We start from the raw sequence: 25695 nt of genomic DNA on the forward strand, positions 1-25695 counted from the left end.
TCTTCCTTTCTCTCATTAAAAATGAAACAATCCTGCTTCATACGCACTTTTTGGATTGTTAAGACCAAAATATTCTTCTCCTGTCATCTGCTGAAGAATCTGTCCGGAAATCTTAATTTCCACCCCGCCCATTTCCTGAATCCAGGTCTGCCTGCGGTTATTTACCTTTTTATCCACCCAGACCTTTGTAAATAGAGGAACAGTTGTTTCTCCTGTACCATTCAGGTTCCTTTTCAAAACTTTCGAGTAGTAAAAATACTGTACAGGGTCTGTCTTTTTCTGCTCAGCAAATCGCACCCATTCTCCTTTAGCGGCATCATCACTGTTATAATCAATGGTATAAACCTGGACTACTTTTTCCATATCCTGAGCGCTTAAGACTTTTCCTCTTTTGCTCTTATCCGGGCAATTCTGACTGTAAACGAACTCACATTTCAATGCTGCAAGCTCATTCATATTCAGTTCTGATGTATTGGTTATCTGAGGATCTTTTGCAACAGAAGAACCTGGAACAGTAAGTAATCCTTTCTGTGGATTCCAGGACGGCTCTGTAAGAACTGCATCCAGGCCTTTTTCCCCGGCAAATGTCAGCCTGTTTGCAACTTGTCCTGTGTCACCAAGATAAGCAAGTGTGCCGCCAGTTCCCACAGCCAGACATAACCCGGTTCCAAAGATCAGTGCTGCCTTTTTCATTTTTTTCATGTGCACCTCCTTACAGTCTTGCAAAGGCTTCTTCCGGAGAAGAAAATCCTTCGCTCTGAACCGACTCTTCATACACAAGAATATCAAATGGAACTAAATCTTCTTTTTTTACTGTGTTTTTTATAACAATATTATCAAAAACCGTATCTGTTCGCTGTCCTGGCTGAAGCTGTTTCTGATAATAATAGTATCCGTCTTCTCCTGTTTTCCAACTGTCTTTTATCTTAAGAGGCTCACACTGCGCCTGCGCATCCAGATTGCTGAATACTACCCTGACCCGGACATATACCGGAATCACAGAATCATTTACAATACATGGCTTTTTCTTTATGACCGATCCTGGTCCAGGATCGGCCGGAGGATCAAACTCTTCTTCAATGTGTGTCTTATTCTCCACTATCTTTATCCTGTTAACAGTTTCCTGGCGGTCAATTAAATAGGCATACACCATAGAACCTGCTGCTCCCGCCAAAAGGCAGAACGCTAGTACAAACAGCATCCATTTCTTTCTCATGGATCAATCACGGCAGGAACCGTTCCTGCTTACTCCTTTCCTCCTGGAATTTCTGTTATTTTGCAGACCTGCTGCAAAACAGCTACTGCTCAAAAAGACCAGTAACCATAAAATCAGCACATGGGTACCACCTCCTTTACAAAGAACCAGAACGGTCATATCTGTCATTATGGATTTTTTCGAAAATTAAATAGTAAAAAGAATAAAAGATTTGATTTATAAATACATCTGAGATCAGTGAAATAAATAGAAACTATAATTATTAATATTTTAACAATTTCTAAGATACAATAATTAATTAAATGGATTTTAATAACTGAATTAACAAATTTGAATTAAAGATTAAATTGACGCGTCTTCTGTGACGCATTGATTAATTGATATGATAACATGTTTTTTGAAAAAGTCAATACAGGAAATAGAATTTTTCTATTTCCTGTACCAGCTCCTGGACTAGAAAAGGCTCTAGCTTATTACCTCGCGGATTTTGGAGCGGATTCTCTGCAGAGCATTATCAACAGATTTTGGAGATTTATTCAGGATTCCTCCAATTTCCACATATCCTTTTCCCTTCAGATACAAATCCAGCACTTTATTTTCCATAGGACTTAAATAATCTGAAATTCTTTTCCGAAGATCCTCTGTAGTCTCCTGATCAATAATGATAGATTCCGGATTCTCCACGCTCAGTTCCCAGATTGGACTGCTTTCATCCTCCTGATTCAACGATACATAGGAATTCAGAGGCTGGTGCTTCTGGCGGTTAGAATTCTGAATGGCACTGTATATCTGCCTGTCAATACACACTCTGGCAAAAGTTGCAAAAGATGCCTCCTTATCTGTCTGAAAATCTCGGACTGCTTTAAACAAACCGATCATTCCTTCCTGAATCAGGTCATCTGTATCTCCTCCGATGAGGAACATGGCCCGGGCTTTCTGACGCACCAGCCCCTTATATTTCTCCATCAGATAATCCTCTATGGCTGTCTCTCCAGCCCGCAGACGGGCAATCAGTTCTTCATCACTTACACCATCGAACTTTCCCATATTTCCTCCGGATTTTATTTCATTCTCTGGCGAACCACCTCATAGGCAAGGATTCCTGCTGCAACAGACGCATTCAGAGAATCAATATCTCCCTTCATAGGAATAGCTGCCACAAAGTCACATTTTTCCTTTACAAGACGGCTCACGCCCTCTCCCTCATTTCCGATCACCACACCCATAGGACCGGTAAGATTCAGATTGTACATCAGATCTCCGCCCATATCTGCGCATACGAACCACATACCCTCTTTTTTCAGCTCTTCGATGGTCTGTCCAAGATTAGATACCTTGGCAACTGGTGTGTAGTTCAAAGCCCCTGCAGAAGTTTTTGCAACTGTTGATGTAAGCCCTGCCGCATGTCTTTTCGGAATGATAACACCATGTGCGCCTGCAAGGTTGGCAGTACGGATAATAGCTCCCAGATTATGGGGATCTTCGATATCATCAAGAAGAAAAATGAAAGGTGCTTCTCCTTTTTCCTTTGCTTTATTTAAAATATCCTCAACTGTGGAATATTCATATGCAGCCACCTGCGCGATCACGCCCTGATGGGCGCCTGTCTCGCTTAACTGATCCAGACGCTCTTTCTGTACAAAATTAATGATCGTATCTTTTTTTCTTGCCTCACGGATAATGGTGCGTACTGGTCCATCCTGGCATCTGTCCAGAACAAAAAGCTTGTCCACGCATTTTCCTGAGCGAAATGCCTCTAATACCGCATTTCTTCCTTCAATCTGCTCGCTCATTTGCAGCCTCCTGTCTCTTATTGCCTTTGTAAAATCATTGCTGTTGTTCTTTATAAATTCTCTTCCGGAATTCCTTTTCTCACCAGTTCCACAATTCTGGAATAATCTTCTTTCAGGTACAAATATCCCATCAGTGCCTCAAAGCCTGTAGCCCTGCGGTAATCTGCCATTGTAGCATGCTTGGCCATTGTAGGGGAATGTGCATTTCTGCCTCTTTTATAGACAGCCAGTTCTTCTTCTGTAAGATCAGGTTCCAGAAGCTCCATCATCTTTGACTGCGCTCCTGCCTTTACCAGGCTGCTGGCCTTTTTATGAAGCTGATTCACCGGACAGTTGCCTTTTTTAACAAGGATTGTCCGGATCACCAGTTCATAAACACCATCTCCAATATAAGCCAGTGTCAGCGGGGAATAGGTTCGCAGATCCCTGTCTTTCAGTTCAAACAGTTCTTTTAATTCACTTAAGCCCGTTTCCATTTTACTCCTTCACGTGTATCTTTAAGAATGATTCCCTTTGCAAGGAGTTCATCACGAATCTCATCTGCTCTTGCAAAATTCTTTGCCTTTCTTGCCTCCTGGCGCTCTGCAATCAGATCTTCGATTTCTTTATCCAGAATTTCTTCTTTCTTCACAGCAGCAAGTCCAAGCACATCACAAAGCTTCACAAGAATTTCAAGAATTCCTTCTGCAAAAGCGGCGCTGCTTTCTTCTGTTACATTTGTATTGGCAAATTTGACCAGTTCAAATACAGCTGCAAGCGCATCAGCTGTGTTGAAATCGTCTTCCATTGCTTCTTCAAATTTCTTTACATATCCTTCTGCCTCTGCAAGAAGTTTCTTCTCAGCCTCAGTAAGTTCAACAGCAGATGCCTTCTCCTTACGGTCTTTCAGGCGTCCTGCTGCCTCTGTAATTCTCTCAAGGGCATTCTTGGAAGACTCCATAAGATCAGCACTAAAGTTCAGCGGACTTCTGTAGTGTGCATTCAGCATGAAGAAACGAAGCACCTGCAGGTCATACTGCTCGCTGATCTCACGCACAGTACGGAAGTTTCCAAGGGACTTGGACATTTTACGGTTATCAATATTCAAGAATGCATTGTGCATCCAGTATCTTGCAAAAATTTTGTCATTGCAGCATTCGCTCTGTGCGATTTCATTCTCGTGATGCGGGAAAATAAGATCCTCACCACCGGCATGGATATCAATCTCGTCTCCAAGATATTTCTTAGACATAACAGAGCACTCAATGTGCCAGCCCGGACGGCCATCGCACCACGGAGAAGTCCAGTATGGTTCCCCTTCTTTCTTCGGTTTCCAGAGTACGAAATCCAGCGGATCTTCTTTCTGGTCCTCTCCTGATACCTGAAGTGCACGGAATCCAGACTGCAGGTCATCCAGGTTTTTGTGGGAAAGCTTTCCATATTCTTTAAATTTCTTTACACGGAAATATACAGTTCCGTCTGCCACTGCATAAGCATATCCTTTATCCATAAGAGTCTGGATCATGCTGATCATGCCGTCAATTTCCTGAGTTGCCTGAGGATGTGTAGTAGCAGGCTTCACGTTCATTCCTGCCATATCCTTTTTGCACTCTTCAATATATCTCTGGGAAATTTCTTCTGCGGAAACTCCCTCTTCGATTGCTTTCTTGATAATTTTGTCATCTACATCTGTAAAGTTGGATACATAGTTTACTTCGTATCCTTTATATTCCAGATAACGGCGGACTGTATCAAAAATGATCATTGGACGTGCATTACCAATATGGATCAGGTTGTATACAGTAGGTCCGCAGACATACATTTTTACCTTTCCCTCTTCAAGGGGTACAAATTCCTCTTTCTGACGGGTCAGCGTATTAAAAATCTTCATTTTATTTCTCCCTCCGGTCAATTTCTCTAAATGTTATTTCGCAGCTACCAATTCCAGACTTCTGCAGCATTTTGTACTTGTGCGCACAACAACATTATTTCTTGTATAAAAGGCAGACTGCCTGGGAAGCAATTCCCTCTTCTCTTCCGGTAAAACCCAGCTTCTCCTCTGTGGTAGCCTTGATATTCAGACAGTCAGGCTCCATATGCAGCGCTTTCGCAATGTTTTCCTTCATCTGTGGAATATGAGGTGCCATCTTCGGCTTCTGGGCAATGATCACAGCGTCAATATTTCCTACACCATATCCTTTTTTTTCCAGAAGAGAGGCTACATGTTCCAACAGCTTTACGCTGGAAATCCCCTCGTATGCCGGATCTGTATCTGGAAAATGCTGTCCAATATCTCCAAGAGCTGCAGCTCCCAAAAGAGCATCCATAATCGCATGAATCAGTACATCTGCATCTGAATGTCCCAGCAGGCCTTTCTCCCACGGTATCTTCACACCGCCAAGGATCAGATTCCGGTTCTCTGTCAGTCTGTGTACATCATATCCCATTCCCACTTTCATAAGATTATCCACATTTCGTCCCTGCCTTTCTTCTTGAAAGGGATTTTCCTGCATAGCAAAAAATCCCCATGCTATCGTTCGCTATTATACATGATTTCCAACTAAAAAGCAATCCGTCAACAGTTTAATATGCCAGGGATTTCTGTCTGACATTCCAGACTGCGTTGCAACAGAATTCTGCACAATTTTTATTTATGACAAAGGCCTCCCGGGTGAACCCCAGAAGGCCTGACAATATATATTCTAAATATTTGCATATCTTTAAATACAAAAACATTTGACACATTTTCCTGTGGACAGTACTATTAAACTTCTGCGATTACCTCAACTTCGCAAAGAACATTCTTCGGAAGAGTTTTCACAGCGACACAGGAACGTGCTGGTTTGTTTACAAAGTATTTCGCATACACTTCATTAAACTTGGCAAAATCTCCCATATCAGCAAGGAAGCATGTTGTCTTAACTGCCTTCTCAAAGCTACTTCCTGCTTCTTTCAGTACTTCGCCAAGATTCTTCATAACCTGCTCTGCCTGAGTCTCAATGGTATTTCCGTTGATCTCGCCTGTTGCAGGATTTACCGGAATCTGTCCAGATGTGAATAATACTCCATTTAAGATCATTGCCTGGGAGTATGGTCCGATTGCTGCTGGTGCCTTCTCTGTATAAACTACTTTCATGGTGTAAATCTCCTTTCAATTTTTCTTTTATTGTCTTCATGCTATCGCAAAATTTTATTAGTGTCAAGCAATTTTTTTGTACGAATCTGGAAAGTAATTTTTTTGTACAAGTCTGGAACGGATTCTGCCTTGCAGGATTTTCCTATTACATAAATAATGTTTGCTGCACAGTCTTAGGGCGTGTTTAAAAAATCATTCCCGCAATCTGCACGCCCCACTTTGTGGGAGATTTCACCCGAATTCGGTTGCAGTAGCCCCCTACGGCACCCTCATTCGGGCGAAATCGCCCACAAATTGTGACGCACATCTTGCAGAAAGCCTTTTTCAAACATGCTCTAATTCAAATAATAATAAACCATCGCAGAAATCCTTTGAATATTGGAAACAGCATCTGCTTCCTTTCCTGCATTCTCAGACATTACGCATAGAATATAATCCGTTCTGGCTCCATAGACAATTCCAATATCGTGCTGGCTTTTATCATTTTCACCAGTTTTATTCGCTACCTGAACAGATTCCTTGAGCCCGCCAGGAATCTTTGTTCTGGTATCCTGATTCAGAAGCAAAGACAGCATCTGGTCAGAATCCTCCGGACTTACACATTCTCTTCGGTAAATCTTCTCTAGCAAAGTGCCACAATCCTCCACAGAGGTCATATTACTGCTGCCAAGCCCTTCCGGATCTGTATTCGAAGGCGCAAGCGTATGAAGCACAGCTGTCTCTTTATAACCCTGTTCCCTAAGATACCTGTTAATTACACGTGCACCTGCATTGAATTGATTGGAAGCAGTCTGAAGCCTTACCATTTCATTAAAAGACTCATTGTCACTGTAGGTTACCATATTCTCCATAAGCCGAAACAGCTTGTCTGTCACAGTCTGACTAGCTGAATCTGCTTTCAGAAGTATCCCCTCAGCTATCCTGATTTTTTCCATATTTTCATAACTTGCAGCCATTGTAAATGCTTTTATCAGACTTGCAGAAGATATGGCTTTATCATTGATGGAGAACTTCTCTCCGCTCTTCAGATCTTTCACATAGACGCTCCAGTCCCCTTCCAAATTTTCCGTAAATTCCTTCACAGCTTTCTTCAGATTTTTGATCCCCGGATCCGTCAATTCCTTGATACTGCCATCTTTTTGGATTGTCAAGCCCTCTGGTGTAGTACCAGCTTCTTCCACTAATACGCCGCTTGATTCATCAAAATAATAATACCCGGAAAATCTCTTTTCTCCCACATTCATTTCCTGGATATAATAAATGCCACCTTCCTGACACACTCTTCCATTTCTGTCAACGTAATACCCGCCATCTAGTTTTATCTGTCCAATCTCTTCTTTTAGAATACAAACTCTTCCGGTACCGGAAAGCCTTCCAAGGTTATTTACCACATAAATCCCCGAAGTCCATCCTGCTTCCACAGTTCCATCTTCTGCTTTCGGGAGTGCTTCCTGTGAAATGGCTGTAAGATGTGCTTCAGAAGCTTTAAATTTTCCTGTCTCGTCGTGATAATAATATCCATTAAACACTGTTCCATCTACAACAAAATGGTCGAAATAATGTATAGCCTGAACGCAGTCTCCTGAACCATCTTCATTCAGACAGTAAAAGCCGTCACTTTTCAACATATATTTGCCATCACTGTTGGGAATAGGAAGTATCTTAGCTTCCTCTGTAACAGATGACAGGCTGCCGCCACTTTCTGATTCCGCCAATACAGTCAGAACTTCAGGCTTCCATAACAGGAGCCCGCTGTTGCTGCACCAAAATGCTGCCCCCAAAAGGACTGCCATTCCAGCTGCTTTATACAGCCATCTGGTTTTTTTGCCTTTTTTCATGTTATTCTCCTTTTAATAAGGGCAGTATAACCTGTTTCTGCTTTGTATGCAACCTCTTTGTTTTCCATAACATTTTTACAGGCTCTGGAATGTGTTTGAAAAGACTTTCTGCAGGATGTACGTCACAATTTGTGAGAGATTTTGTCCGGAATACTCTCCCAAAATTTTTGCAGCTGTGCTTCCACATTTGACAATGTACACGTTTTCCTGTCATTCCACTCCACCGGAAAAAGATTGCTGTATTCTCTCTGCCGGAACCGTTCATCCAAAAGGAGAATAACACCATGATCCTCCCTTGTGCGGATTACTCTTCCAGCAGCCTGCAGAACCTTATTCATGCCAGGATACCTATAGGCGTAATCAAATCCATTTTCCCCATTTTCTGTGTAAAAAGAACGAAGAATTTCCCTCTCATTTCCCAACTGGGGCAATCCGGTTCCCACTAAAATGGCTCCAATCAGTTTTTCTCCCAGCAGATCAATTCCCTCTGAAAAAATACCACCCATAATGCAAAAAGCTACCAGTGATTCCTGATTCTGTTCAAATTCCTGAAGAAACTCTTCTCTTTCCTGTTCCTTCATAGAGCTGTTCTGACAGATACACTTCACCCAGTTTACAGAAAATTCTTCTTCGTAGACTGCATAAACCTCTTCCAACATTTTGTAAGAAGGAAAAAATACCATATAATTTCCCTTGCGCTGCCATACAGTCTTTGCTATATATTCCGCAATTTTATGATATTCCTCATATCCCCTGCGACTATATAAGGAACTTACATCGCCGGCATTTAAAATACAGCGGTTCTTCTGTGAAAACGGTGATTCCACGTAGATTCCATAATCGTCCTGCCTGTTGCTGAGCAATTTCCTGTAGTAGTTCATGGGCAGCAATGTGGCAGAAAAGAATACGGCACTGCGGCCTTTCTTCAGATATTCCCCCAGGTTCACTGCCGGATTTACACAGAACAGTTTCAGGCGAAACAGACCATCTTCTCCATTCTCAGCATAAACTACATAGTTCTCATCTATCAGTTCTGCAATATTCAGGAAATTACGAATATCAAAATAAAACTTCCTTACTTCATCTTCCAGTTCCACATCCTTATGTGCTTCCAGAAAAGCATCAAATTCTCCCTGAACCTTTAAAATCGTCATAGTTATGGAACCCGTGCCTGGGAGAACGAGGTAATTTCCACAGTCCACCTGTAGTTCTTTCAGCTGTTTATCCAGCTTTCCAAGGGAGCGGTAAAGCCGGGGTGCTCTTTCTTTCATAACTTTTCGAACCCGAACAGCATCTTCCCTGCAAATAGAAGCGCTGTACATCTCTCTTCCCCGTTCTGCCAGATTATGAGCTTCATCAATGAGAAAGATATAATCTCCACCTGCACCTTCCCCGAAAAAACGTTTTAAATGAACCGTAGGGTCAAACACATAATTATAATCACAAATTACAGCATCCACCCATAAAGACAGATCCAAACACATTTCAAAAGGACATACCTGCCATTTCTCTGCCTGCTCCCGTATAGTCTCCCTGTCATATCTGCTCTTCGTCGTCCACAGCTCATAGACAGCGTCATTGACCCTGTCGAAATGTCCCCTGGCGTAAGGACAATGTACCGGATCACATTTGGTTTCGTCCATAAAACACAGCTTCTCCTTGGCTGTAATGGTCACCACTTTGTATTTCATTCCCTTTTCCCGCAGCACCTCAAAAGCTTCCTGAGCCACTGTTCTTGTAATAGTCTTGGCTGTAAGATAAAAGATCGTCTCCCCTTTCCCTTCGCCAACAGCGCGAACTGCCGGAAAAATGGTAGACATGGTTTTTCCTACGCCGGTAGGTGCCTGAATAAAAATCTGACGACTGGCTCCAATTGCATGGTAAACACTGCTCACCATCTTTCTCTGACCTTCTCTGTAGAAAAATGGAAATTCCAGGCTCTGAAGAGAATGATTTCTCTCTTCCTTCCATTTTTTCTGATAACTGAGCCATTTATGATATTCATCCAGAAGTTTCTGGTACCATTCTTTCAGTTCCTCTATGGAGATCACCTCCCGGAACCTTTTCACCACTTCTGTCTCCAGATTGGCATATGTCATCTGGATTCCAATCTTCGACAAGCCTTCCTGAACACCGTAAATATAGCCATAACACATAGCCTGAGCCTTATGAACCTTCACAGGCTCTTCCATCTGTTCCACATTTCCATATATTCCTTTAATCTCATCGATCCAGACAACTTCATCTTCTGTAAAAATTCCATCTGCACGACCTTCTAACCGAATGTCCAGATCCTCATAGCTGCAATTCATCCGCAAAGCAACCTCTGCTCTGTAGTCTCCGCCCATTTGTTTCTGAAGCTTCCGATGCAGTCTGCTGCCCTTTAACATAGCATCTTTGTCTATAGTACCTCTTCGGTTATCAAGATCACCGCTTTGCAATATAAACTCCACAAGATTTCTTACTGATATTCGTGTTACCGGATTGTCCATTTCCAATTTACCGCCTTTTACTGGTCTGCTGCCTTCCAAACAAAGATACCTTATCTGTAAGCATTATAACACGAATTTTACTTATCGGCCTATCCTTTCACAGAAAACTCCGGCATATTACTCCGAAAATGCAAAGCAAGCATCTGCTTCTGAAGTTTCTCATTCCTCCTTGCTTCAATGGATATGCTATCACAAAATGTCTGCCACAGTTCCTCGTACTCTCCCATATCCCCTACGGCGCTCCCTGGCACCTGTATACGCACTTCTTTTCTCATGACGCACTCCTTCCCTTTCTCATGGCACAACGCCTTCTGCCTCTTCTCATCATAGATTACCCAGTTCTCATTGGGAAAGCGATTGGAAAAATGAAGAGCCATAAGAGACAGGATATCATTCCCCGGCTGGATCTTTGCCAACAGAAACCTTCCGCCAATCTCCCTGAAACGGACAAACCCAAAATAATGGTGATATTCCCGCTTCACGCAGAGTGCCAGTTTCGCAACCCTGGATACATATGGATCTGCCAGTGCCTCCATTACACGTTTTTCGCATCTGCCTCCCCCAAAAGCCCGGTGCAGCACATAATAAATGGCAGTTCCCCTGTCTTCATCTGCTGAAGCTGCCGCCAGACAAATCTGTTCGTAAACCTCGCTTCCCAGTCTCATAAGAATCGTCCTCATAACCTTACCAGCCTTACTCTGATCTGTAGCAATCTCCCGATAAGAAGTGAACAATTCCATGCTTACAGGAAAACTGGTCTGAATGCTCACTTTACAGCCGCCTGCACACTCTTTCCATCCATCATAGACAGCAGAAAAAATTCCCTCCATAGAGTCCTCACATACCAGGATTCTTTTCTCTTGATTCATATAGCTCCCACCTTTCTGTCCACATGATTCTTTGTATTTTCTGTATACAGTCTTCTGCTCCCCATCTCATCTCCAAAGAGGGATAATTGCTGAAATGCAGCTTCATTCCCATGCTTCCGACAGTTCTCTTCATCCAGAAGATTACGGGTAATATAAGATTCCTCCAACCTGGTATTGTACATCATGCGGCCATTACAGGTGATAAAATATAAGGCACGCTTCAGAACCACACCAATCCTCTTCAAATCTGCAAATTCCAGGGAATGGGTTCTCCTGGCCCCAATGATTCTTCTGGCAGAGGTATAACCGATTCCAGGTACACGAAGAAGTTCATAATAATCTGCCTGGTTGATCTCTACCGGAAAAAACTCCAGATGTGACACTGCCCAGTCTGCCTTGGGATCCAGAAGAAGGTTAAAATCCGGATGCTTCTCTGAAAGCAGTTCTGAAGCCCGAAAACCATAAAACCGCATAAGCCAGTCTGCCTGATAAAGTCGGTATTCTCGAAGAAGAGGCGGACCTGATAAGGACATGAGCAGATCCTTATCTTCATTTACGGCGACAAAAGCAGAATAAAAAACTCTTTTTAATGCAAAGTTCTTATACAAAGATTCTGCTACTGACACGATCTGATAATCGCTCTCCCCCATAGCTCCAATAATCATCTGGGTACTTTGACCGGCTGGTACAAACTTAGGGGCATGACGGTACAGAACCAATTCCTCCTTATTCTGATCTCGCTGCTGCTGAATCTGCTTCATGGGGCGAAGAATGGTTTGCCTGCTCTTATGCGGTGCCAGTTTCCTAAGCCCGTCTGCAGTAGGAAGTTCCAGGTTCACGCTCATGCGATCTGCCAGATACCCCGCCCTGGCGATCAGTTCAGGAGCAGCACCTGGAATGGCTTTCAAATGAATATATCCCTGAAAATGATATTTATTACGAAGAAGATTTACTGTACAAAGCAGTTCTTCCATAGTCCTGTCTGGACTTTCCTTTACTCCGGAACTTAAAAACAGTCCTTCAATATAGTTCCTCCTATAAAATTCCATAGTCAGACGACACACTTCTTCTGGGGTAAAACTGGTACGCACCACATCATTGGAGGCTCTGTTTATACAGTATTTACAGTCAAATACACATTCATTTGTATAAAGGATCTTCAAAAGACTGATACATCTGCCATCCTGAGCAAAACTATGACAGATTCCGGCAGCAATGCTGTTTCCCATGCCCTTTCCATCTCCCTTTCGATCCACACCACTGGATGTGCAAGCCACATCATATTTCGCGGCATCCGATAAAATCTCCAGCTTCCGCTTCAATGTCATTGATTCCTGAATAATCATCCCGTAACAAAGCTCCTTTTATGTAATCTGTGTTTCGCATTCTTTATTATTCTCAATTTCAGAACGTTTGTTCTTGTTTTATTTTAGAACATATGTTCTGTTTTGTCAATATCATAAAACGGTACGAAATTTTTTCTATACAAAAAGAGCCATAAATCAAAGATTAATTCTAACACTACCTTTGATTTACGGCTCTTATCTCATTCTTTTACTATTAAAGCTCCCGGACGACAGCCAGAAATGGTACATGCTTACATCAGCGAATTCATGAATACCAGACGTTCTGAACGTATGAGCAGATTTTCATATATGTGAATGCTGCCGACAGGTGACCTATCCACTCAATTTCAAATCTGTGTCAGCACAAAAATATCATAAATTGCTTTCACTGCATTTTCAAAATCACGGTTTTCCACACCGATAATAATATTCAGCTCACTGGAACCCTGGTCAATCATCTTGACGTTTACATTTGCATGTGCGAGGGCAGAGAAAATTCTTCCGGCTGTACCGCGGGTGGATTTCATTCCACGTCCTACAACTGCGATCAGGGCAAGGTCAGATTCCATTTCCACAAAATCCGGCTGAACCAGGCGATGGATTCCCGCAATTACCTGCTGCTCCTTTTCTTCAAACTCATCCTGGTGAACATATACTGTCATGGTATCAATACCGGATGGAACATGCTCAAAACTGATTCCCTGGTCTTCAAATACCTGAAGCACTCTTCTGCCAAATCCGATTTCACTGTTCATCATGGACTTCTCAATGTTGATAGAACAGAAACCTTTCTTTCCTGCAATACCGGTTATGGTATATTTCGGCTTGCGGCAGGTACTCTCCACAATAAAAGTTCCCTTATCCTCCGGACGGTTGGTGTTACGGATATTAATCGGAATTCCCTCTTTTCTTACAGGGAAAATAGCATCTTCATGAAGAACAGTAGCTCCCATGTAGGAAAGCTCACGAAGTTCACGGTATGTGATGGTCTCAATCACAGCCGGATTCTTTACAATTCTCGGGTCTGTTACAAGGAAACCGGATACATCAGTCCAGTTTTCATACATATCAGCCTTAATTGCCTTGGCAACCAGAGAACCTGTCACATCAGAACCACCTCTGGAAAAAGTGGTCACAGTTCCATCGTCCTTTGCACCATAGAAGCCCGGCACAACTGCATTCTCACATTTGGAAAGACGCTTGTTCAGAAGTTTGTCTGTCTTCTCTGAATCCAGATTTCCGTTTTTATCAAAACGGATTACTTCTGCTGCATCCACAAATTCATAACCAAGATAAGCAGCCATCACTTTGCCGTTCAGATATTCTCCACGGGAAGCGGCGTAATCCCTGCCAATCTGTGCTTTAAAATTCTCTTTGATCAACTGGAAATCCTCTTCCATGGAAAGAGCAAGGCCAAGCCCTTTAATAATCTCATAATAACGAGATTTGATTTCTTCTAAAACCTTTTCAAAATCACCGCCATTTGCAGCTGCGTCATAACAGCTGTAAAGAAGATCTGTTACCTTCGTGTCCCCGTCAAATCTCTTACCTGGTGCAGAAGGAACAACAAAACGTCTGCTCTCTTCACTTCTGATAATATCTCCGACTTTTTCAAACTGCTCCGCATTTGCAAGGGAGCTTCCGCCAAATTTTACTACTTTTTTCATAATCCTTATGCTCCTCAAAAACTTTTTCTCCATTTTATGAAAAAATTCGACTTTTTGCAAGGGTTTTTTCGATTTAATTCGTGAAAGTGTTAAATACCTCCAATACCTGCAGCTGTTCTCCATCTACTTTAAAATGAATATCCCAGGATCCAAAAGACATTCCGTATTTTCTTTCAGGGTCTTTCTGATACCCAGGTCTTGGATCGTTTGCAAGGACAGCCAGAAGTGCTTCTCTTTTTTCCTCTGGAATCTTCTTCAAAAGCTTTTCCGGAAACTCTACTTTCAGCTTATGATCCTGAATCTGGTCGGTAAATCCGCCCGCTGCTTCCGGATGGCTGTCCACGTAAGCCAGATAGGGCTTTATATCATAAATAGGTGTTCCGTCCATAAGATCCGCTCCTGATACATGAAGCACCGGTCCATACTTTTCAGAAAACTCTACGCTCTCCAGCCTTACACTGGAAAGTCCTATGGGATTTGGACGAAAAGGAGACCTTGTAGCAAAAACGCCCATTCTGACGTTTCCCCCAAGTCTTGGAGGACGCACTGTAGGAGACCACTCCTTGCGGACAGCCTGTGAAAATTCCCAGATCAGCCAGATATGGGTATACTCTTCCAGCCCTCGAAATGCCTCAGGGTTCCGATATTCCGGTTCAAAAACAATATCCGCCTTTAGTTCCTGTATTCTGCCGCTCTGATGGGGAATTCCAAATTTCGTTGGAAAATCACTTCTGATATGAGCAATTACTTTCATTTCCATTGTTTGTTATACCTTTATCAATCTTTATGTGTGCTCTTATAAACCCACAGATATCATCTATAAACAGCGAACCTTTATTCCTTATGTCCGCCGCTTTTTTCTTCCTCCTTGATTTCCCAGTGAAGCAGGAACGTAAGGGCTGCTCGAAGAGCAATAATTCCGGCTACAATTCCGATTTCCTTCCACTCACGTACCACTACAGTACGAAGAATCTCACTTCCCATTTTAAATTCCAGTCCCATGGCAAGTCCCCTCGCCAGATAGACACCAGTATCTCCGGCATGTTTCAGCCATTTGATAAATCCGGTAATTCCACTCCAGATAATAATGGCAACTCCAATAAACTCAAAAATTACAATGGCGAAACCAGCAATATTCTCCAGAACCCACTCCATAATTCCAGTTATGGTCGTCATCATAGGTACCTCCTTTTTCCTGCTGACAGGATACCTTTTCTTACAGAATATATTTTCATTGCTGCACAGCCTGTAAACAGCAACAGTTTCTTATTTTTGCTCCAGCCAGGTCACCACTTCTGTGTGATCTGTAAAACAAAACATTTCCACAGGCTGGATTTCTTTAACTATATAGTTTTTTCTCGTAAGGAAATTAAGGTCTCTTGCAAGTGTTTCCGGGTTACAGGAAATGTAAACAATTTTCTTCGGAGAGAGTTTTATTACGGAATTCAGGAATTTCTCGCTGCTGCCTGAGCGGGGAGGATCCATAAATACCACATCTGCCTTTTCACCAGCTTCTGCCATTGCCTCCATAAATTCACCGGCATCACCCTGGCGGAAAGATATGTTTACCACCTTATTCTCTCTTGCATTGATCCTTGCATCCCTGACTGCATCTTTATTCAGTTCCACTCCGACCACTTCTCTTGCCTTACCAGAAGCTACCAGACCGATGGTACCAATTCCACAATATGCATCAATGACTTTTTCTTTCCCTGTCAGCCCTGCAAATTCCACAGCTTTTCCATAAAGAATTTCGGTCTGTACTGAATTTACCTGATAGAAGGATTTCGGTGAAATACGGAAGGATTTTCCACAAAGGGTATCACGGATAAATCCCTTACCATAAAGTACGATTTCCCGCTCGCCAAGAACCATGCTTGTATTTTTGTCATTAATATTTAATACCACAGTACTGATCTCTGGATGAACTTTTCTTAATGCCTTCACAAAGTTATTTTTGGATGGAAAAATAGGAGAGGCGACCACCAGTACTACCATCACCTCACCTGTGGAAAAGCCACGGCGCACCAGTACATGGCGCAGAAGTCCATATCCGGTATCCTCATCATATGTTTTGATCTTAAAAGATTTCAGCATTCCCCGAATGGTACGGATGATTTCCTGACTCTTCTTATCCTCAATCAGACACTGTTCAATAGAAACCACTCTGTGGGTACCAGCCTCATAAATTCCAGAAATAATATTTCCCTTCCGGTCACGGTCAAATACAGCATGAACTTTATTCCGGTAAAAATAAGGATCTTTCATTCCAATTACCGGCTTCACATTCCCAAACTTCTTCAAAAGCCCCTGTACCTGATTTTGTTTCTTTTTAAGCTGTGCGGAATAAGGCACACCCTGATACTGGCACCCACCGCACTTTTTTGCGTATGGACAGACTGTCTGTGTTTTTTTCTCTTCCATAAATTCTCCCTTATCTTTATTTTGCTTTTCGTTCTTCATAATATCTGACTAGAGCGTGCTCTAGCTTCAGCGCCGCCAACGCACTAAAAGTGCCTACAAGGGCTCCAGCCAGCACATCTGTAGGATAGTGTACTCCCACGTACAATCGGGACAAAGCGATCAGTACTGCCAGGACCATGGCTGCTTTTCCCCATTTTCCAGGAAAGGCTTTATAATATACGCCTGCACAGGCAAAAGATGCGCAGGTATGACCTGATGGAAAAGAATAGTCCTTCAGCCTGGCAACCAGAGGCACAAGTCCCTCCACAGAATCATAAGGTCTTATACGCGCTACCAGATCCTTAAGGCATAAATTCGTAACCACTGCCCCTATAGCTAGTGCCAGAAGTGCGGTTACACCTGCCTTTCTTGTCTTCTTTGGAAAAAGAAAGAGCAGCCCCAAAACAATCCAGAACCAGCCTCCGTCTCCTAGAAAGGTAATTCCCTTCCACAGCCAGGTAAACAGATCACTTCTTAAATACTGCTGTATAAAAAGCAGAATCTGTGCATCAATATTATGTATCCATTCAAGCAATTCCACTTATCCTCCACCCGCTTTCAATTCTGATTGCTGTCTATATATTTCTATAATTTATTTTTATAATGGTTCAGCAGACAGTGTGTAACTGCAAAGGAACTCAACAGCTGCTTTTATTTCGTTATTATAGCGTAAAAGACGGTTCGTGTGGTGCGAACCGTCTTAATTCTTTTTAATTCTTATTCACCTGCGTGATACAGGATCTGCTGAAGATATTGCCGATTCTGCTCAAGATCAGGAACCAGAACCTGCATGCCGTCAATCGTCTGAGGTGTGTAGGCTCCATCCTCCGGAATCCGGTATGATGCAATTTCATCTGTACCGATGTTCATCACATCCATGGCATATCCGGTTATATCCCACAAAGAAAGATCCGTAGTAACCATTGGAAGAACATCCTTAACCAGACCTGCAATATCAAAAACTCCCAGATCTTTTATCTTGGCAAAAGCAGCCATAAGTACTTCCTGCTGCCGCTCTGTTCTCCGATAATCGGAATTTCCAATAGAACGGTTGCGTGCATGGATAAGTGCCTGTTCTCCATCCAGATGGTTCATGCCTTCCTGAAGATTCCAGTCGCTTCGAAGGGGCTGAGGGTAAAGAACACTCTGATCTCGTCCGCAGATATAATCTGCTTCCGCCTGAGTCAACTCCAGATCTATTCCTCCAACCTTGTCAACCAGAACCTGGAAAACTTCAAAATCCACTTCCACATTTCCATCTATCTTTACTCCGAAATTTTCTTCCAGAGTCTGGTCCAAAAGATCCATTCCTCCATATGCGTAAGCCGCATTAATACGAGTAGTCGAATATCCAGGAATGGCAACATAAAGATCTCTCATAAAAGAGGTCAGGCTTACAGTACCCTGATCCTTGTCCAATGTAGCAAGAATCATGGAATCGGAACGCTGACGGGACTCTCCCTCTCTTTTGTCCTGTCCGATCAGCAAAATACTCTTGATATTGCTGGTGGCCGCTTCAGCATCCGTATTCTCTGCCTTTACTGTATATGCAAACGCCGTACTCACAGCCGGGCTTTCCAGAAACAGCACCGCGCCAAGGCAGATAAGGGTCTTCTTCCATATGGTAGATCTCATATATTTGCTCCTATGTACATGTGCATGGTCAAAAAGGAATCTTTCTGCCGGTTCTTTCATAACCAGCAGTCGCTATTGATTACTGTTCACTCCGTTCACAGTAATCATTATTTTACTACAATTGTCAGAACAGCTCCGTTTGAAGCATTGCCATTGGAGTCAACAACATAATAAGTCAGTTCATAAGTACCCGGAGTATTCACATCAACGGTTCCAGTGATCTGAATCTTACGATAAAGATCACTTGTTGAATCTTTATCGTCTTGAATGTCTTTGACATAACTCAGTCTGTCAATCTGTGTTCCCTTGGCAATTTCAACGTAGTAAGTATTCAGATAAAAACGCGGATCCTGAGGGTTCAGCTGGTCAATCTTTTCTTCTTCCCTTTCCTGCGCTTTTTCTTCTTCTGTCATTTCTGGTTCTTCTTCATCTTCTGAATCAGTCTCATTTTCATCCTGCAGGGCTTCATCCGTTTCTGCATCTGTATCTGTATTGTCAGAAGAAGTTTTGGTTTCTGAAGTAAATCCCATAAGATTTCCCTCGGAAGTCATATGATAAGTTACCTTTGTTACATTGTTACTGTTATCCTTTGCAACATAAACAACTGTGACTTCATCCCCTTTTTCATTTGGATAAACATTCTCAACTGTCAGGCTGGCTGAAACATCTCCATCTCTCTTGTCAACAGCTTTTACTCCTTCCAGAAGATCTTCCGTTGTCATATCCGCAGTGTAGCTGTTTTTCTTGCTCTCTGAAATGGTAATTTCCGGTCCCTTGCGATCCTGCCTCATATACAGCCATCCCAGGATTCCGGTCGCTCCTATTGCCACTGCCGCCATTAAAACAATCAACCATTTACGCATATCTGCAGCTCCTTATACTTAATTTCATCAGCGACGTTTTCTTGATTTCTGTTTCTTGGATCTGCTTTCTTTCTCTGAATATGGAATGCTTCCCAGAACAGAAAGGCCAAGATAACGCTCTACATCTTCCTCAACCTTGATCGTATCATTCGTAAGATAAATGATGATCACAATCGCCATTGCAATGATAACACCTAAAAGTCCACCGATCACACCATTCTTTGCAAGACTTGGGCTGGCTTTTTCACTTGGGATATTTGCGCTGTCAACTACGTTAACCGCTTCAATATCCATAACTGACTGAATGTGCTCTGCTGCCATATCACGGATAGCGTTGGCCATCTCGCTTGCTGTATATGGATCTTCATCAGATACTATGATCGTTACAATACGGCTGTCTGTAGAAGTATCTACCGTCAGTTTGCCAAGCAGCTGCTGATAGGTAATATTAAGATTCAACTGTGCAATTACACCTTCAAGAACTGTACGGCTCTTAATAAGTTCCGCATAGTCCTTAGTCAGCTGTGTACTGGTCTGCATATCTGCACTGGTCAGTGTATTGCTGTCCTGTTTATTCAGTACCATGATCTTCGTAGTAGATTCATACTGTGGAGTGATAAAAAGCATTGTTCCGATAATGGAAATCACACCCAGAATGATACCGGAAAGAATAATCAATCCCAGCCTGCTAAGAATCAGGTGAAAAATCTCACCTAAATCGATTTCAATTTCATCGTTATTATTTGTAACCTGATTTTCCATTCTTCTTCTCCGTTACCCTGTAATTTTCTTTACTTTTTCTAAACAGTTACATCGTTTCCAACGACATTCCATATATAAAAGTCAAAATCTCTCGTTATTTATAATGCACTCCGGATTGCTGATAAAAATCATATCCGCGTAATCCGTACCCATCATTTTTTCAATTTTGTCGTAACATTTGCCAATGTGAGGCGTTCGTCTGGCCAGATCATGACCGTCAGACCCCACAAAATCCAACATTTCTTCTTTAATTACTTTCTTGCAGAAACGCTTGATCATAAAACCATCCTCACCAATAATACTGTCCGCATTCATCTGAATATAGGCACCCATATCCCTGAGTTCATCAATAAAATCCAGACCGTTTTTTACTACCGAATGATAGCGTTCTACATGTGCGATAATAGGATAATACCCTTTCCGGATCAATGCCTGCACCCGTTCCCTGATATAGGACTTTTCGTCTGAAGTCCGAAACTCCGTTAACACATAACGGGAACCTGACATGGTAAGTCTTTCCCCTTTTTTCAGACAGTCTGTCATATCCATACTGGAATGAAGCTCGCAGCCCAGATACATCTGAATACCGTCTTCTCCAATCTCAGCGGCAGCCTTCCTCACACGAAGGAACTGCTTCTTAACCTGTTCCAGAGACGGCTCAAACATATCATATCGAAAATGCGGAGTGGCAATAATGTTGCGGACACCATCATCATATTCCTTCTGGAGCATGCGTACAGATGTCTTGAGATCCTTCGCTCCATCATCAACTCCCGGAACAATATGACAGTGAATATCATAAATACCTTTCATTCGCTTCGCCCATTTCCAATCTTTTCATATAACAATCTCGAATAATGACGGATCAATATTTTCCGTATTCTCCGTACTTGCCATATTTGCCATATTTACCATACTTACCGTATTTACCGTATTCCTTAGTATCTACCTTGTTCAAAATTGCACCGATGATCGGACAGTTGGTCTTCTCCAGCTGCCCCTTGATCTCCTGTACAAAATGGTAGCTGATACTGCCGGATTCAATTACAATGACAGTTCCATCGCAGGAATCCGCCACAACTGCACAGTCGATTACTCGTCCAAGAGGCGGTGTATCTATGATAATGTAATCATATACATCTCTTACAACACGGATCATGTCTTTAAACTGTCTGCTTCCTAAAAGCTCTGCCGGGTTCGGCGGTACAACACCGGAAAAAATAATGTGAAACTTGGGAAGATTGGTTGCGCAGATAACGTCCTGCAGTTTCGCCTGCTTGGACAGGTAGTGGGTCAGTCCCTTCACTTCTTCCTCAACCTGTACACGTCCCATAAGTACGGATTTACGAAGGTCTGCATCAATCAAAAGTACAGATTTACCACTCTCTGCAAGGGAAGCTGCAAGATGGAAAGTTACATTACTCTTTCCTTCATTCGGGGTACAGCTTGTAAATGCAATCACCTTTTTGTCGGCACCGCAAAATTGAATGTTTGTACGAAGTGCCTTATAAGCCTCATCCATGGATGAATCAGCTTTCCAGTCGCTAATTTTTACTTTTACCATAATTTTGTTTTCACCTTATCTATTTGTTATCCTGTAAATCTGCCATATTTTCCTTCTGATTTCCCATAATTCACGTCATGGCAGTGTCTGCCTAAATATTATACACTAGAAGTACCGCATTGGCTAGTACATTTTCGAACTAAATATGCACAATTTTTCACAAAATTTTCATATTATTCTTGATTCCCTTCCTGAATCCCTTCTATACCCTGAACGGATGATTCCTCTTCCAAAAGATAAACTTCTACATCAAATACACCGCTGTTCAATGCTTCCGCATGGCTTCCCATATAAATATCAATGCGGTTGTTCTTAATGGCGCCGCCGCAGTCTTCTGCCACATAGACCTGTCCATTGATAACTACTTTAGAACCGTAAGGAATTACAGTTGGATCTACTGCAATAGTACGGTTCGTGGTAGCTGTCACACCTGTGGATGTAATTCCGTTTGCCCACGGACCGCAGCAAATGCTGCACTGGCAGTAATGGGTAATATGGAAAACACCAAGTGGACGAAGGCTGCTGTCTGCGGAAACCATAATCGGCTGTCCTTCAAGAACACCTGCATTTCCCCCTGTCTGGGTAACACCTTCTACTGCTTCTGCAAATACGCCCTCTCCTGTACTTTTATGTATAATTCCTGCTTCTACAGTTCCATCTGAGGTTGCATCTGAAGCTACCTGATTCTTATCTTCATACCCCTCCAAAACAGAGGTTGGGATATATCCCACCTGTTCTTCTCCATTATCATCCTCAAATAGAATCCTGCTCCAGATATCATCAATAGTACCTGTACGGCTGATTTCATCTTCTTCCAGCACTTCACCGATCACAGAACCCTCTTTTCTGCCAGGATAATCTAATACATCTGTATCTGCCGCTACTGTGACAGTATCCTGGACTTCCGTAATCTCGTCCTCGATTTTCCCGGAATCCTTTTTTTCGATAGCTTCTTCTGAAACTGTTTCTTCTTTATTATCAGTATTTTCCTGTGCTGTACCTGAAATGGCCGGACCGGCTATTTCCGCTCCAAGCGCAGAAACAGGCATACATGCAGAAACACATACTGCCATAACCAGAAATCTTTTTTTCATGAATTTATATCTCCTGATCTGTTCAATTTTCCCCTCTACTCTTTGTTTATCATAGCACAGCTATTTTCTTATTTCAAATCCCATCAGGCTTTTTAGAAATTTTTCACATTTATTATTGTAGCTTTTTTATTTTTTCATTAAAAAAAACATTATTTCATTTTTTTCAAAAAACATTTGACAAAATAGATTTTATACTGTATTATATGTTTTGTCGCTGAGGAAAACAGTTGACAGCAATAAATGCGATAGTGGCGTAGTTGGTAACGCGCGACCTTGCCAAGGTCGAGACCGCGGGTTCGAGCCCCGTCTATCGCTCTGAGGCTCCGATTTAGTCGGAGCTTTTTTGTGTCTGAATCCGCCTTACAAAGCGATCACTGTCTTTTGTATACTTCATAAGAAAATCCCGCTTATTCTTTCGGAAATAATTTATAAAGGACATCTTATTTTAAACAAAAAAGCCTTGTACAATTTGCTTTTCTATCTGAAGATTCTCTATTGACTCATCTTTCAATAAGAGTTTTCAGTTCTTTGCACTTTGTACAAGACCTTTTATTACTTCATTTTATTATTCTGTCCAGAATCCAATATTTTTTCTTAAAACATGTAAAAAAAACTTTCCGCAAGATGTGCGTCTCAATTGCAGGAATGATTTTTCAGCCACGATTTAGTGATGGAATAATCTAATTCCGGTAAATGCCATTGCTATATTGTATTTATTGCAGGTATCGATTACGTCTGCATCTCTCACAGAACCGCCTGGCTGTGCAATATATTTCACGCCACTTTTGTAAGCTCGCTCAATATTGTCGCTGAATGGAAAGAACGCATCAGATCCTAATGTTACATCTGTCATCTGATCCAGCCATGCTCTCTTCTCTTCCTTTGTGAAAACTGCAGGTTTCTCTGTGAATGTCTTTTCCCAGTTTCCATCCGCCAGAACATCCATATACTCATCACCAATGTAAACGTCGATAGCATTGTCGCGCTCAGCTCTTGAAATACTTTCCTTAAATGGAAGATTCAATACTTTCTGGCTTTGGCGAAGGAACCAGTTATCTGCTTTCTGTCCTGCAAGACGTGTACAGTGAACTCTTGACTGCTGTCCTGCACCAACTCCGATTGCCTGTCCGTCTTTTACATAGCATACGGAATTGGACTGGGTGTATTTCAGAATGATCAGGGAAACTTTCATATCACGCTTTGCTTCCTCAGATAATTCTTTATTCTCAGTTACGATGTTGGAAATCAACTCATCATCAATTGCAAGCTCCTGTCTTCCCTGCTCAAAAGTAACGCCGAACACCTGCTTATGCTCTAATGGAGCCGGTACATATTCCGGATCGATCTGAATTACATTGTAGTTGCCTTTTTTCTTCTGTTTCAGAACCTCAAGTGCCTCCTCTGTATAACCAGGAGCGATCACACCGTCGGAAACTTCTCTCTTGATCAGAAGTGCTGTGTCTTTGTCACATACATCAGAAAGGGAAATAAAATCACCGAAGGAAGACATTCTGTCTGCGCCTCTTGCACGGGCATATGCACAGGCAAGTGGCGAAAAATTCTGCCAGTCCATATCCTCTACCCAGTAGATTTTTGCAAGCGTCTCTGTGAGCGGAAGACCAATGGAAGCACCTGCCGGGGAAACATGTTTAAATGAAGTAGCTGCTGGAAGTCCGGTTGCCTTTTTCAGATCACGCACCAGCTGCCAGCCGTTAAAGGCATCCAGAAAGTTAATATATCCAGGTTTTCCGGAAAGTACTTTAATTGGCAGTTCACTTCCATCTTCCATGTATATTTTAGATGGTTTCTGATTTGGGTTACAGCCGTATTTTAATTCTAACTCTTTCATGGTTATCTCCTCCATTTTATCTTTTAAGGTAACGATTCAGTAGGTACTATTCCGTGAGGCATTCCGTTTTGTGAATATAATTTACCCAAAACGGAAAGCTTTATTTTCAGTGATTCTTGTTGATAATTTTTGATTCATATTTACCAGTCTCGATATCAATGTATCTCACAAAAAGTGAAACCTTATTGTCTTCATTCAGGCTCTCCCACAACATATCTGCAAACTCATCCATGTTATCCGGAATCTGAACAAGCTTTGGCTCACCCTCAAAGCTTGGCAGCGGGTTTCCATCACATTTATAAGTATGGATAAAATGTCCCTCACCGGCCTTTGCATTCTGATATGCAAAAGTGTAACGGTTGCAGGAGGAAGGATCTCCATTATTGCTTTTCAAAATGGACATTGCATAACTGTAAGAGCCGTTCTCCACATGCATAATTCCGGAAATACGTGGTGTATAGTTTGGTGCATCTGGCTCAAACTCTCTGGAACGTAAAGACTGCTCGAAAGTGAGCTGATGATCCATTCCTTCGTAAATAGTGTCTGTCTGGTCACCATTTGTCACGATTGTTTTATTTCCAAGTACGCGGACAGGTGCATAAATGATCAGGCTTGGATCTACCAGTTTGGAAGGGTCAAATGCCTGTGTGCGGATTCCCTCGCCATCCTCCACAAATACACGGTTGCGGCTGTTTTCACTTCTTCCCATAATAAAGTAAGCAGTAACTGCCTTCGTTCCATCAGCGCTGCGGCCAATGATGATTCCTCGTCCCGGGTAAGAATTTTCCTTCAGTTCTTTGTCCAATGCTATCATTTCCATGCAGATGTTCTCCTTTCGAAATTTACATGAGTATATTACCGCAGCCACCAGATTTTCATCAATAGTGTAAATGTTGACTGCGTGTATAAAAAAACGCCTGGGAAGCCTCTCTTCCAGGCTGCCCAGGCGGTCGACACAATGATATTACTGCACTCCCTGTGGGTATTCCCACGATCCGCCAGTCATGCAGTTCTTTTTTATACTACAATATTTTTTTCGTTATTTCAAGATGGGAAATCTTTTTCTTTTATGTACAATTTTTTTGTGGTTACTGGTCACGGAGTGACCAGTAACACGCTTCGCGATGCA

General features: G+C 42.3%; 25 protein-coding genes, 1 tRNA gene, 2 pseudogenes and 1 riboswitch. Of the genes and pseudogenes, 2 read left to right on the top strand and 26 right to left on the bottom strand.

Features of this window, described 5'->3' with window-relative positions; translation table 11 throughout:
• Positions 1-15 precede the first annotated feature (15 nt).
• From PGQ38_RS05870 to PGQ38_RS19770, 9 genes are all read right to left on the bottom strand, one after another.
• Positions 16-702 carry a hypothetical protein gene (locus PGQ38_RS05870; RefSeq protein WP_173716453.1) on the bottom strand — a complete coding sequence of 229 codons (687 nt, stop codon included), beginning with the start codon at positions 700-702 and terminating at the stop codon, positions 16-18.
• A 10-nt stretch (positions 703-712) separates the two neighbouring features.
• Entirely contained in the window at positions 713-1201 is a 489-nt protein-coding gene (locus tag PGQ38_RS05875) for a hypothetical protein (protein ID WP_148462760.1), read from the bottom strand.
• A 480-nt stretch (positions 1202-1681) separates the two neighbouring features.
• Entirely contained in the window at positions 1682-2263 is a 582-nt protein-coding gene (sigH, locus tag PGQ38_RS05880; protein WP_118579097.1) for an RNA polymerase sporulation sigma factor SigH, read from the bottom strand.
• 14 nt (positions 2264-2277) lie between these two features.
• The gene (gene rlmB, locus PGQ38_RS05885) at positions 2278-3009 is read right to left on the bottom strand and encodes a 23S rRNA (guanosine(2251)-2'-O)-methyltransferase RlmB (protein WP_148462761.1); all 732 of its coding nucleotides are present in this window, start codon (positions 3007-3009) and stop codon (positions 2278-2280) included.
• Positions 3010-3059: 50 nt separating this feature from the next.
• Entirely contained in the window at positions 3060-3485 is a 426-nt protein-coding gene (locus tag PGQ38_RS05890) for a Mini-ribonuclease 3 (protein ID WP_118579103.1), read from the bottom strand.
• Positions 3470-4879 carry a cysteine--tRNA ligase gene (gene cysS, locus PGQ38_RS05895; protein ID WP_173716451.1) on the bottom strand — a complete coding sequence of 470 codons (1410 nt, stop codon included), beginning with the start codon at positions 4877-4879 and terminating at the stop codon, positions 3470-3472. The genes PGQ38_RS05890 and cysS overlap by 16 nt, the downstream gene beginning before the upstream one ends.
• A 94-nt stretch (positions 4880-4973) precedes the next feature.
• Positions 4974-5447 (bottom strand): 2-C-methyl-D-erythritol 2,4-cyclodiphosphate synthase, encoded by a 474-nt coding sequence (gene ispF, locus PGQ38_RS05900; RefSeq protein ID WP_118579255.1) that lies wholly within the window; start codon positions 5445-5447, stop codon positions 4974-4976.
• Between the two features lie 305 nt (positions 5448-5752).
• Positions 5753-6124, bottom strand: coding sequence for a RidA family protein (locus tag PGQ38_RS05905; protein ID WP_148462763.1), 372 nt, complete (start codon positions 6122-6124; stop codon positions 5753-5755).
• Between the two features lie 184 nt (positions 6125-6308).
• Positions 6309-6419: a DUF6783 domain-containing protein gene (locus PGQ38_RS19770; protein WP_416386739.1), complete on the bottom strand. Its 111-nt coding sequence runs from the start codon at positions 6417-6419 to the stop codon at positions 6309-6311.
• On the opposite strand from PGQ38_RS19770, the pseudogene PGQ38_RS20465 reads away from it, so the two are divergent.
• Positions 6369-6647: pseudogene (locus PGQ38_RS20465) on the top strand (DUF6783 domain-containing protein); the annotation flags it as partial. The gene PGQ38_RS19770 and the pseudogene PGQ38_RS20465 sit on opposite strands and share 51 nt — an antisense overlap.
• On the opposite strand, the pseudogene PGQ38_RS05910 reads toward PGQ38_RS20465, so the two are convergent.
• The 15 genes and pseudogenes from PGQ38_RS05910 to PGQ38_RS05980 all read right to left on the bottom strand — a co-directional run.
• Positions 6553-7962: pseudogene (locus PGQ38_RS05910) on the bottom strand (serine hydrolase); the annotation flags it as partial. The pseudogenes PGQ38_RS20465 and PGQ38_RS05910 sit on opposite strands and share 95 nt — an antisense overlap.
• A 122-nt stretch (positions 7963-8084) precedes the next feature.
• A complete protein-coding gene (locus tag PGQ38_RS05915) occupies positions 8085-10454 on the bottom strand; it encodes an ATP-dependent DNA helicase (RefSeq protein ID WP_204454471.1) in 2370 nt (789 codons plus the stop codon).
• Positions 10455-10543: 89 nt separating this feature from the next.
• A complete protein-coding gene (locus PGQ38_RS05920) occupies positions 10544-11323 on the bottom strand; it encodes a TIGR03915 family putative DNA repair protein (protein WP_187566241.1) in 780 nt (259 codons plus the stop codon).
• Entirely contained in the window at positions 11320-12669 is a 1350-nt protein-coding gene (locus PGQ38_RS05925) for a putative DNA modification/repair radical SAM protein (protein WP_204454473.1), read from the bottom strand. Before PGQ38_RS05925 ends, PGQ38_RS05920 begins: the two co-directional genes overlap by 4 nt.
• A 347-nt stretch (positions 12670-13016) precedes the next feature.
• A complete protein-coding gene (locus PGQ38_RS05930) occupies positions 13017-14336 on the bottom strand; it encodes an aspartate kinase (RefSeq protein ID WP_204454475.1) in 1320 nt (439 codons plus the stop codon).
• Positions 14337-14409: 73 nt separating this feature from the next.
• Positions 14410-15096: a tRNA (N6-threonylcarbamoyladenosine(37)-N6)-methyltransferase TrmO gene (tsaA, locus tag PGQ38_RS05935; protein WP_270431027.1), complete on the bottom strand. Its 687-nt coding sequence runs from the start codon at positions 15094-15096 to the stop codon at positions 14410-14412.
• Positions 15097-15170: 74 nt separating this feature from the next.
• Positions 15171-15515, bottom strand: a complete 345-nt coding sequence (locus PGQ38_RS05940; RefSeq protein WP_195409451.1) for a DUF1622 domain-containing protein — start codon at positions 15513-15515, stop codon at positions 15171-15173.
• 87 nt (positions 15516-15602) lie between these two features.
• Positions 15603-16760 carry a 23S rRNA (uracil(1939)-C(5))-methyltransferase RlmD gene (gene rlmD, locus PGQ38_RS05945; RefSeq protein ID WP_118579264.1) on the bottom strand — a complete coding sequence of 386 codons (1158 nt, stop codon included), beginning with the start codon at positions 16758-16760 and terminating at the stop codon, positions 15603-15605.
• Positions 16761-16776: 16 nt separating this feature from the next.
• Positions 16777-17334, bottom strand: coding sequence for a phosphatase PAP2 family protein (locus PGQ38_RS05950; RefSeq protein WP_179988284.1), 558 nt, complete (start codon positions 17332-17334; stop codon positions 16777-16779).
• Between the two features lie 182 nt (positions 17335-17516).
• On the bottom strand, positions 17517-18434 hold the full coding sequence (locus tag PGQ38_RS05955; RefSeq protein ID WP_178090676.1) for an LCP family protein: 918 nt from the start codon (positions 18432-18434) through the stop codon (positions 17517-17519).
• 107 nt (positions 18435-18541) lie between these two features.
• Positions 18542-19297 (bottom strand): immunoglobulin-like domain-containing protein, encoded by a 756-nt coding sequence (locus PGQ38_RS05960; RefSeq protein WP_204454477.1) that lies wholly within the window; start codon positions 19295-19297, stop codon positions 18542-18544.
• A gap of 27 nt (positions 19298-19324) precedes the next feature.
• A complete protein-coding gene (locus PGQ38_RS05965; RefSeq protein WP_173716440.1) occupies positions 19325-20059 on the bottom strand; it encodes a YveK family protein in 735 nt (244 codons plus the stop codon).
• 81 nt (positions 20060-20140) lie between these two features.
• Positions 20141-20872, bottom strand: coding sequence for a CpsB/CapC family capsule biosynthesis tyrosine phosphatase (locus tag PGQ38_RS05970; protein WP_173716439.1), 732 nt, complete (start codon positions 20870-20872; stop codon positions 20141-20143).
• Between the two features lie 52 nt (positions 20873-20924).
• Positions 20925-21623, bottom strand: coding sequence for a CpsD/CapB family tyrosine-protein kinase (locus PGQ38_RS05975; RefSeq protein WP_118579145.1), 699 nt, complete (start codon positions 21621-21623; stop codon positions 20925-20927).
• Between the two features lie 173 nt (positions 21624-21796).
• Positions 21797-22717: a 3D domain-containing protein gene (locus PGQ38_RS05980; RefSeq protein ID WP_270431031.1), complete on the bottom strand. Its 921-nt coding sequence runs from the start codon at positions 22715-22717 to the stop codon at positions 21797-21799.
• A gap of 242 nt (positions 22718-22959) precedes the next feature.
• Here PGQ38_RS05980 and PGQ38_RS05985 point away from each other — a divergent pair.
• Positions 22960-23032, top strand: a tRNA-Gly gene (locus PGQ38_RS05985).
• Positions 23033-23381: 349 nt separating this feature from the next.
• On the opposite strand, the gene PGQ38_RS05990 is transcribed toward PGQ38_RS05985, so the two are convergent.
• Together PGQ38_RS05990 and PGQ38_RS05995 are read right to left on the bottom strand one after the other, a co-directional pair.
• Entirely contained in the window at positions 23382-24566 is a 1185-nt protein-coding gene (locus tag PGQ38_RS05990) for a phosphoribosylaminoimidazolecarboxamide formyltransferase (protein ID WP_118579151.1), read from the bottom strand.
• 106 nt (positions 24567-24672) lie between these two features.
• A complete protein-coding gene (locus PGQ38_RS05995) occupies positions 24673-25386 on the bottom strand; it encodes an IMP cyclohydrolase (protein ID WP_148462774.1) in 714 nt (237 codons plus the stop codon).
• Positions 25387-25499: 113 nt separating this feature from the next.
• Positions 25500-25582, bottom strand: a riboswitch (ZMP/ZTP riboswitch).
• Between the last annotated feature and the right edge of the window lie 113 nt (positions 25583-25695).

Origin of the sequence: Blautia faecis (assembly GCF_027662325.1) — a bacterium.
Taxonomy (GTDB): Bacteria; Bacillota; Clostridia; order Lachnospirales; family Lachnospiraceae; genus Blautia_A; species Blautia_A faecis.